This window comes from Mucilaginibacter psychrotolerans (assembly GCF_004519315.1).
GTDB lineage: Bacteria > Bacteroidota > Bacteroidia > Sphingobacteriales > Sphingobacteriaceae > Mucilaginibacter > Mucilaginibacter psychrotolerans.
Window position 1 is genome coordinate 88,242 of sequence record NZ_SOZE01000023.1, and the last position, 9,698, is coordinate 97,939.

Sequence of the window (9,698 nt, forward strand, 5' to 3'; positions counted from 1 at the left end):
GTTATTTCATTGTTGACCAGTTCGTATCAAAGAACCTGTCGCGTAAATATTTCTCCGGGTCGGCTATTTCTTGCCCTTTGCCCGCCCTGAATTTTTGGTAAGGTTTGGCGCGGGTAATGGCTAACAGCCTGTCGCCCGCGCTGAGTTTCTCGTAAAGTGGCTCGGAGCGCTTGCGGTTTATTTTCCTATTGTAAACCTCCCAAAATGCCTCAAAGCTCGTATCCTCCGGCACCTCAGTTAAAGTGCCTTGCAACTTCGCTTTAAGCGATAGGAGGTGAATCTCAATTATTGGCAAGTTCGGCAGCAACCACTCGTTCTTAGCGTGGTCGAGGTCGGTTTGGTTATGGTAGAAAAGCAGCTGGCCGGTATCACTATAGCCGAACGTTATGCTGCCGCTGAATTTTGGGGATGTTAGAACTATTTTTTTCATAAATATTTATCTATTTAATTGATGGTTTGATTTAAAGCTGCTTATATTTGTACGCTTGTCTCACTACAAGCAATCACATAATCGTTTAATAAAAAAATCATCACGGCGGCAGCTCCTTTGCCGTAATCCCAACCTCTCAAGCTGGGCTGAATCACAAAGTGTGATTCCAGTATTTTTTTTATTTTTTTCATCATTGTTTACAGATGGAAGTAATTATGTTTTTGGCCGCCTTTATACAGGTTGTTCGGGGCGCTATCGATGTCGTTATGTTTTGCAAAAAAAAATGAGATAACAATAGGGCACGCCGCACGGCGTGCCTTTTTTGTGCCTAAAAGGTAATTATTCGTCAATTGAGGGCATGTTTAATTTGAGGGCTAAAGCCCGTTCGGTTTTCGCCTGGTCGCAATCATCCCAGCCCGGAATCATACAAATAAAGTCTGCCGTTAGTAGCATGCCAAGCCCGACACGCTGCGCCATCGCCGGGGGCATGCCTTTAGGAATTACTTCGCATCGGTTCAAAACTTTAAAATCCAATGCCTCTAATTCGAGCTGCTTAGCCCTGAACGTTGTATAAATTACGGGGGCGCTTACGCCCGTTACTTGCCCGGACAGGTAAACGCTCGGCACTCTGCGACCTGACGGGAATTCGATTGGTTCGTCTGTTTGTTGTTCCATTATTGTTTATTGATAATTAGTTATTTAACTTTATGTGCCTGCTCAAATGTGGGTTAGTTCTTTATGATAGCCGTAGTTTGCTACCTGTTTCTCAGGTATTTCAAGTTTGAGATACGTTGGGAGAAGGGGCGGCTAACCTTTTTAAAAATTGGTTAAAGCGACACACTCAAAACGGATTCTTAAATCCAGCAAAGCGCCTTTCGGGGTGCTTTGCCGTTTATGGTCCTTAGACATTACCTCTATTCGTCCTCAGCAATTGCAAAACATATCACATTCCCAAGCCCCCCCACCCACTTTCCAATCCGCCAAAAACCCCTAAATTGCGCTATCCATAAATCACGCCCATGAAACCTAAGCTGTTGCTAATCTTCCCTTTCGTTTTGTTATTCTTCGCGGCCTGCAAAAAGGGCGGCACGGTTACGCCTTTAACATCTAAGGTTACCATCAGTGGAACTGAATACGCTACCGTTAAGATTGGCCGGCAGGAGTGGACATCCGTAAACTACAACGGCCCGGGCGGCCGGGAGGCCGTATTCAACATACCTACCGACCCTAACTATAAAAAGTACTACACCCTGGCCGATTTGGCAGAGCTCAAGCTGCCGTCCGGCTGGCGCATCCCCAACATAGCCGATTACAATAAGCTGATGAGCAATTTCACTACCAAGAAGGACACCGACGGCAACTACGTGGGCGATTACGAGCAAACGCTTGCGTTGCGGTCGGCCACAGGCTGGGAAGTCCGCAGCGCCGAAGATAAGCAGGGCACCAACAGTTCGGGCTTCAACGCCTTCCCTGCCGGGTATTATACGGATTATAAGGATAACGAAACGCCCGGCAACCTTGCGCTGTTCTTAACCTCCACCCCGCTGCCGCCGGGCAAGGCCAACGTGCATGCCAGCTATTATTCGTTTATCGTAACCCGCCTGTACGTTACCCCCAGCAGCGATGATTTCACCCATTGCTTCAGTTGTTTTTTAGGCCAGGGCCTTAATAACAACCAGCCCAAGTCGGTACGGTTCGTGCGCGATTTTTAGGAGGAATGCCCCCGCTCCAGCAAGTGTCACCAATGTGGCCACTTAGCATAGCCGCACCGCGTTTCAACACTCCCAATTGCACACTGGCTACATTGCAAACGGGCCACAAGCCGGGAGGCTGGTGGCAGCGGCAGAACCATTCCAATGGCACAAGGATACCCTACATACGCAAGTAGCGACCTGAAGCTTTCTCCCCCCTCACGTTTCCCTAATCCCGAAAGTGGCTTCGGGTCCATTAGCAGCCGCTTTTTCGTATTCGGTGGGGCTTAGGCAGGTAAAAAACTTAAAGTCTTTGGCCAGGTGCTGGTAATCGTAGTAGCCCAGGGCTATTGCTATGCTAAACCAATCGCGCCCGGGCTGGGCATTCTTCATCTTCATGGCGTTTTCGAAGCGGGCAATGCGGCCATACAGTTTGGGGCTGATGCCCTCGCGCTGCACAAATTGCCGGTAAAACTGCCGCTGGCTAAGGCAGGCCTGGCTGGCCAGCCAATCTAAAGATGTGCCGTTGGGGTTTTTGAGCAGGTAGTTGCTCACCCTATCAATAGGCAGCGCCCGCCGTTTACTCCGCGCCACCACGAAATGTAAAAAGCCCTCTACAATGCCAATCATTTGCGTGTAGTGTGTGGTATTGGACAGTCGCTCGTTTACCAGCCGTATCTCTTTCGCAAAAATGGCTTCGGCATCAATGAAGGTATTGGTGAGTTCGTGCCCGGAGATGCCCGTAAGCCTGTACAAAGCACCGGGCTGAAACACCACCTGGAAAACAAAGAAGTTGCGGCCCACGTGCCGGTTGGTGGCTATAACGTGCTGGCTGTTTAGCCTTGCCTTGGGTGCAGCGATCAGTTTACCATCAAAGCCATACTCCACCAATTCAGGGTCGTACGGGGTAAACGAGAGGCAGTTCTCTGCCCGTGGCCAGTAGGCTTTAACCGGCAGTTGGGCCATGCTTGCCGGGAAACTGCAGCCAACAATCTGGTACATCCTCACATAGGCTGCCAGGGCAGGGCTGGGTGGGCGGTAATCGTAAACAGACATAGGCTATGGGCTTTTACTTTGGCGATACCGGCGGCCCCACAATTTTCATATCGTGGCTCTCGAATATTTTGGTGGCTTCTGCCGCCGTAAAACCTGGTTTTAACTGACTTAAAGCTCGGAAAAAATCTTCCATTTTACCAGAAGGTGTAAAAAAGAATAAATATTTCCCGCTGTCGCTCAGCTGGCAGGGCGCGTGCGGCGTATTACGGGGTATAAAAATGGTATCGCCGGGGTGCAGGTAAAACTGTTCATTGCCCAGCTGAAAAAGGTGCTCGCCCTCCATTACGTAAAAAACTTCGTCCTGCGCGGGGTGGATGTGCAGCGGCGGTCCGCCTTTGGTTAGGCCGGTGTACTCGTTAACGGTTAAAGCGCCGCCGGTATCTTTTGCAGATACCTTGATATCCACAGGGCAGTTGCCGGTGATGATGGTGTGCTCGTTAAAGCGGCTCTTCCCCTTGCGGATAACAAAGCCCGCCCTGGCGGCAGTTTTTGCGAAAAGATTTTTTGCGCCGCCGACCAGTAACGTGGCAAGGGCTGTTGTGGTTAAAAATTTCCTGCGTTGCATAAACTTGTGTTTTGGTTGGTGATTGATCAAAACAAAGTTTGCCATAGGCCGGCAATGTTTACTGGTATAAAACGGACATATTGAAAATAGATGTGGCCCTTAGGTGTTGAACGCCATTTTGTTGCGTACCTACGGCCAATGCTATTAAGTTAAGATTTTTTATCTCGCAAAGCCGCCAAGACCGCAAAGTAAAAGCTCAAAATTCTTTGTGCCTTCGCGACTTTGCGTGAAATTAACGCTACAGCTTTCCCTTAACTTAATAGCATTGACCAACGGCACGCGCGGTTTGGGGTGGCTACCAAGCTTTCGCCCTTATGGGGTGGCATGGTTTTAAAATCATGGCCTGGCACCTGCGCTGGCAATGGCTATTTGGCAAAGGGGGCACAAGCCCCGAACACCGCAATTAAGGGCTTACGGTAAACCGATACGTTCCGGAACCTATTTGCAGCATTGCTTTGCCGTTTTCATATCCCAATGGTTTAATGGCTTTACCGCCTTCGGTTATTTTGCTGTGTTTGCCTGCAGGCAAATAAACTACCGCAGTGGTATTTACGGGGATAGTTACGGTCATTACAAAACGCCCATCTTGCTTATGCCATTCGTTACTCACCCTGCCGTATGGCGATTGGAAGCTTGCTTTGGTGTGGGTTACATCGCCCACCACCTCGGGCCTGATGATGATCTTTTGAAATGCATTGGCACCGGTATCAGCCTTGATGCCCCCCAGGCCGCTGTAGAACCATTCCATCAGGTGCCCCAGCATAAAATGATTGTTAGACGAGATTCGGTTACCCGCCCATGATTCGGTAAGTGCCGTAGCACCCTGCGCTAACTGGTAGCCATAACCCGGCACATCCGACCGGCTGTTCATATCAAAAATAACATCGGATCGGCCCGCATCATCCAATACCCGCAACAGGTAACGGTAACCAATATCGCCCGCCGTAATGCCGTTGTTGTGCGCACGGATATCCTTCACCAGCATATCGATCACTTTACTTTTGTTCGCATCCTCTACCAGGCCCATATAAACAGCCATGGCGTTAGCAGCCTGGCTACCGCTGCCGTACTGGCCGGTAGCTGCATGGTAAAACGTTTGGTTAAAGGCTTCCCGCACTTTAATGCCTAATGCCTCGTATGCTTTCGCATCTTCGGTTTTGCCCAGTATGCGCGCTATTTTGGTTAAAAGCGTAAGGTCATAATAATAAATGGCTGTACCGGTAACGCCTTCGGGAGTCAGCTGCGAAGTGCCGGGGTCTTGTGGCCCTATATCGTACCAATCGCCAAGGCCGAAATACAGAATATGCTTATTGGCTTTTCTTTCGAGATAGGCCGCATAACGCTGCATCATGTTATAACTCTCTGCCAGCACCTGCTTATCGCCATACCATTGGTAAACGTAATAAGGCAAAATGATGCCATTACTACCCCATTCGGGCGAATCGCGGAAGCCGCCACCAAACTGCGTGTATTCCGGCGCAATATCCGGGATGAGCCCATCGGCCGTTTGCGCGTTGATCATATCCCTGATGATCTTGCGGCACAAACCGGCAATATCATAGTTATACCGTATGGAGCTGCCCACCAGATGCGCTTCTTCCAGCCAACCGAGTTTCTCGCGATGCGGGCAATCGGTAAAAACACTCGCCGTATTGCTTCTTATTGCCCAATCGATCAGTTTAAAGGTTTTATTAAACAACTCGTTAGAACAACTGAACTCCCCAATGGTAGCGGCGCTGTTGCGGGTATGCAGGCTTTTAATTTCTGTGATAACGGGTTGCCCGGCCTTAACTTCATCGGCAGGGCCGGCACCTTCTACCTGTATATACCTAAAACCGTAATACATAAACTGCGGGTGCCAGTGCTCTTCCCCGCCGCCTTTAAGCGTATAGTTAAAATAAACCGGCGAGCCTACGGCCTCCTGTAAAACCATTCCTTTGTCGTCTATTAACTCGGCAGGGGTCAGTTTTACCACCGCACCTTTTTTGCCCTTAAGGGCTATCATGGGTATGGCCGACGCATTTTGCCCCATATCATACACCCACACGCCAGGTTTGGGCTGCGTTATCTTCTTCACGCCAAACTGATCGAAGATCTTCAGCGGCTCTTCCTGCTGCGATTCCAATGCGGGCGGGCCATCAACAATTACCGCATCTTTAAACCTGCTATCATTAAAACCCGGCTTATCCCAACCGGATTGCGCTAAGTTGGCATTATAATCTTCGCCGCCGTAAATGCTGGAGAAAGTAACCGGTCCGGGGGCGGTTTTCCAGCTGTTATCGCTTACGATGTTTTGCTCGGTGCCGTCGGTGTACTGTATCAAAGTGCGGCAAATCATTTTGGGGTAGCCATAGGCTCCTTTCAACTTACGGTAGCGTTCGCCGGGCATAAAATAAAAGCCATTGCCCAGCATCACGCCAAGCACATTGTTGCCTTTTTGCAGGTTATTGGTAATATCGAACGTTACATACAGCGCATGTTTGCTGTATTGTGTCCACCCCGGGTCCAGGAAATGGTCGCCCACTTTTTTACCATTGATGTTGAGTTCGAACTGGCCGAACCCGGTTATAAAAATACTTGCCTTTTTAACGGCTTTTTGCAGGCGGAATTCTTTGCGCATCAGGGGCAGCACATCCTTGCCCGTGTTCCATCGTTTATCGCCGGGGTTATCCGTTGCCGGCACCATGTACAGCGAATCGGGCATTTTGTCGTAGCCTATCCATTGCGCACCTTGCCAGTCGCCTGGTGTTAACAGCCCCATTTGCCATTTGGCGGTTTTGCTCCAGGGCGATGCATGGCCATAGTTGTCCCATACCATTACTTTCCAGTAGTAGGTTTTTGCAGCTACCAGTTTTTTACCCGCATAGCTAACTTGAATAGATTGGGCGGAATTTACTTTTTTGCTATCCCAAATGTTACCGGTGTTTTTGGCGATGAGGGCGGTATCGTCGGCAACAATTACCCGGTAAGCCTTTTGCAAACAATTACGCCGGGCGGATTGCAGTACCCACTGTAGTTTAGGCAGCGGATTATCGATACCCAGGGGTTGTTGGCGGTAATCGCACCTTACCTCTTTTACCACCGTTTGCGCCGATGAACCGATGGCCGCGCAAATAAGCAACATCAATATAATGGTCTTCTGCATCCGTTTGGAGATTATATAGCTATGCCGTTTCCCCGGTTTTATAAGCACAGGTAAACGAGCACCGCCCACGAAAATACTTAGAAAAAGTTGGAATGGCACAGGTAAAAACGGTCGCAAAAGTTGGAAAAAACTGAAAATTTATTTACTGACCGTAAACTCTGTATTTCGCTAACAACGGTCATTCCAGGCAAATTAGGTGCTTTTGCCAATTGCAGTAAAAAGCCTTACAAAAAACACAGAAAAACACCGATTTTACTCCGGTTTTTTGCGGTAAAAAGCCTCTCCGTAGGGGTAAAAAAAGCAAGAGGTGGGGAACCGACATCCAGCCCAAATCCACCCGGTTCTCGCCCAAATGTCCATAAAATAAAACCGGATAAGAATTGGCGAGTGTCGACCCCCTATCGCCCCTCCCCAATGCCCAATGACCCGCCCCCTTTTGCACATCTGAAATCCGCACATCTGAAATATGCAACCTGTTAATAATCAATAAAATGTTAACAAATAAATCATGTGGATATAACGTTTAAACAATAGTTAATCGCTTATTTTTATAGACCGTAAAAAGGTCGCGTATTAAAAATCATCTAAATGCATTTTTATGGCCTGGAAAAAATTCAGCGGGGAGATCATCCAAACACCCATTTTAGAAGAAGTAGAGCGTGCCATAGAGCGCGAAACCCAACTGGGCAACAAGCTTAAGGTTTGCATCGGCACCGATTCGCAGGTAAAAGGCTCAGTTACCGATTTTGCTACCGTTATCGTTTTCATCCGCGAGGCGAGGGGCGCTTTCATGTTCATCCACCAGGAGCGTACCTCCCAAAAGATGACCATCAAAGAACGTATGCTCAACGAGGTGCAGAAATCTATCGATATCGCCTACAAACTCTGCGACCTGTTGGACCTGTACGATGTGGAGCTGGAGGTGCACGCCGATATCAACACCAACCCCATGTTCAAGAGCAACCAGGCCCTGCACGAGGCTATGGGCTACATCCTCAGCATGGGTTTTGTTTTCAAAGCAAAGCCCGAGGCTTTTGCCAGCTCGTGCTGTGCTAATAAGATGGTGCAGTAGTTAGCTTAGTGATTTGAGGCTGGAGACTAGAGGTTAGGACAGCTTTTCTTGCTGCAAATAATGAATTTCAACCTTCATTATTTGATATTCAGCGTGCGGAGTTTGATATTTGGATTGGCAAAACAAACTAAACGCTATTCTTTAATCTATATCCTCTACCACCATGTCTCCGCTTATTGAAATTACCGACCCTCATATTTTAGATAACTCAAGTATCCTCATTGATGTACGCGCAGGGGCCGATGCGCACGAGCGTTACCTGGCAGGCCACCTGCCCAATGCCGTATTCGCCGGCCTGGATGCTGACCTCGCCTCTAAACCGGCCGATGCTGCCTTCGGCGGGCGCCACCCGCTACCTGCTCTCGAAGATTTTGCCGACACTCTCGCCCGCTGGGGTGTTACGCCCGATAGCCATGTCATCGTTTACGACGATAAGGCCGGCGCTATGGGCGGCGCACGCCTATGGTGGATGCTGCGCTCGATAGGCCATGCCAACGTACAGGTGATAAACGGCGGCTTGAAAGCCGCAATAGACGCTGGCTTAACTTTGGCTAACGATGAGTACCAAAACGCCGCTGTGGAGCCGTATCCTATCCCTGCGGCGTATGCGAATACCGTTGATATTGAAGAGGTGAAAAAAGCTGCCGCAGATGAGGGCCGTGTGGTAATAGATGTGCGCGAAAGCGCGCGCTACCAGGGCCTCACCGAGCCGCTGGATTTAGTTGCAGGGCATATTCCCGGTGCGGTAAACTTGTTCTACAGCAACAGCCTCTCGCCCGAGGGCACTTACCTAACCAAACATGCGCTGGCTACCCTTTATGCCGATACCATAGGCAAAGTAAAACCACAGGATGTGATTGTGCATTGCGGATCGGGCGTTACGGCCTGCCATTTGCTGCTGGGCATGGAATACGCAGGTATTACCGGTCCAAAACTCTACGTAGGAAGCTGGAGCGAATGGAGCAGGCGCGGCTTACCAATTGGTACAGGATTGGACAAATAAATTTACATTACAACGAAATTGTACTTAAATATTATCCGTTACTTGCGGCGTGAAAACATATGCACTAATAATTAAGCAAAATTTACCGCTCACCTTGGCAGAGGCTTGGGATTTTTTTTCGTCGCCGCATAATCTGGCCAAAATTACCCCGCCCGAGATGGACTTTGTAGTAACCAGCACCTACAATGGCGAGGCAAAGATGTACCCCGGCATGGTGATCACATACAAGGTATCGCCACTGCTGGGTATCAAACTCAACTGGATGACGGAGATAACCCATGTAGAGGAAGGGAAGTATTTTGTTGATGAGCAACGCTTTGGGCCCTACGCCTTATGGCATCATCAGCACCATTTCAAGGAAATACCCGGCGGTGTAGAAATGACCGATTTGCTGCACTACGCCATCCCATTTGGCGTCTTCGGTCAATTAGCCAACGGCTTGTTTGTGGCCAATAAGGTAAAAGAGGTGTTCGAGTTCCGCGAGAAAGCGGTGGTAGAATTGTTTGGGGAGTATAAGGGTCGATAAGCTTTCCCGTCTACCGGTAAATCAACAGTTATCGTTTATGTTGGCCTGACTGGCTGGTCATAAATCAACGCAATCAAAAAAACGGCGACGCCCTCCTATGTTTGTCAATTACAAAGGAAGTGTTAATCTTGAAGAAAAAGTGAAAAAGTGTGAGAGTAAACGGAGCCCTAAACAATTTTAAAAATATGTTGGTCAAGAGATATTACCTCA

Annotated in this window: 11 protein-coding genes; 5 read left to right on the forward strand and 6 right to left on the reverse strand. The window is 48.9% G+C overall.

Annotation, left to right across the window (positions count from 1 at the left end):
* Position 1: 1 nt before the first annotated feature.
* The 3 genes from E2R66_RS19880 to E2R66_RS19885 form a co-directional block, all read right to left on the reverse strand.
* Positions 2–430, reverse strand: a complete 429-nt coding sequence (locus E2R66_RS19880) for a hypothetical protein (protein ID WP_133233689.1) — start codon at positions 428–430, stop codon at positions 2–4.
* Between the two features lie 41 nt (positions 431–471).
* Positions 472–624, reverse strand: a complete 153-nt coding sequence (locus E2R66_RS28430) for a hypothetical protein (RefSeq protein WP_158288457.1) — start codon at positions 622–624, stop codon at positions 472–474.
* A gap of 145 nt (positions 625–769) precedes the next feature.
* Positions 770–1,105: a DUF4406 domain-containing protein gene (locus E2R66_RS19885; RefSeq protein WP_133233687.1), complete on the reverse strand. Its 336-nt coding sequence runs from the start codon at positions 1,103–1,105 to the stop codon at positions 770–772.
* Positions 1,106–1,449: 344 nt separating this feature from the next.
* On the opposite strand from E2R66_RS19885, the gene E2R66_RS19890 reads away from it, so the two are divergent.
* Positions 1,450–2,142: an FISUMP domain-containing protein gene (locus E2R66_RS19890; protein WP_133233685.1), complete on the forward strand. Its 693-nt coding sequence runs from the start codon at positions 1,450–1,452 to the stop codon at positions 2,140–2,142.
* A 198-nt stretch (positions 2,143–2,340) separates the two neighbouring features.
* Here E2R66_RS19890 and E2R66_RS19895 read toward each other — a convergent pair whose 3' ends face one another.
* The 3 genes from E2R66_RS19895 to E2R66_RS19905 form a co-directional block, all read right to left on the reverse strand.
* The gene (locus E2R66_RS19895) at positions 2,341–3,177 is read right to left on the reverse strand and encodes a helix-turn-helix domain-containing protein (RefSeq protein ID WP_133233683.1); all 837 of its coding nucleotides are present in this window, start codon (positions 3,175–3,177) and stop codon (positions 2,341–2,343) included.
* A 13-nt stretch (positions 3,178–3,190) separates the two neighbouring features.
* Positions 3,191–3,742: a cupin domain-containing protein gene (locus tag E2R66_RS19900; RefSeq protein WP_133233681.1), complete on the reverse strand. Its 552-nt coding sequence runs from the start codon at positions 3,740–3,742 to the stop codon at positions 3,191–3,193.
* A 403-nt stretch (positions 3,743–4,145) separates the two neighbouring features.
* Entirely contained in the window at positions 4,146–6,887 is a 2,742-nt protein-coding gene (locus E2R66_RS19905) for a family 78 glycoside hydrolase catalytic domain (protein ID WP_133233679.1), read from the reverse strand.
* Positions 6,888–7,007: 120 nt separating this feature from the next.
* On the opposite strand from E2R66_RS19905, the gene E2R66_RS19910 reads away from it, so the two are divergent.
* From E2R66_RS19910 to E2R66_RS19925, 4 genes are all read left to right on the forward strand, one after another.
* Positions 7,008–7,367, forward strand: coding sequence for a hypothetical protein (locus E2R66_RS19910; protein WP_133233677.1), 360 nt, complete (start codon positions 7,008–7,010; stop codon positions 7,365–7,367).
* Between the two features lie 118 nt (positions 7,368–7,485).
* Positions 7,486–7,959: a ribonuclease H-like YkuK family protein gene (locus E2R66_RS19915; protein ID WP_133233675.1), complete on the forward strand. Its 474-nt coding sequence runs from the start codon at positions 7,486–7,488 to the stop codon at positions 7,957–7,959.
* 163 nt (positions 7,960–8,122) lie between these two features.
* Entirely contained in the window at positions 8,123–8,962 is an 840-nt protein-coding gene (locus E2R66_RS19920) for a sulfurtransferase (protein WP_133233673.1), read from the forward strand.
* Between the two features lie 94 nt (positions 8,963–9,056).
* A complete protein-coding gene (locus E2R66_RS19925; protein ID WP_240049356.1) occupies positions 9,057–9,488 on the forward strand; it encodes an SRPBCC family protein in 432 nt (143 codons plus the stop codon).
* The last annotated feature ends 210 nt before the right edge of the window (positions 9,489–9,698 follow it).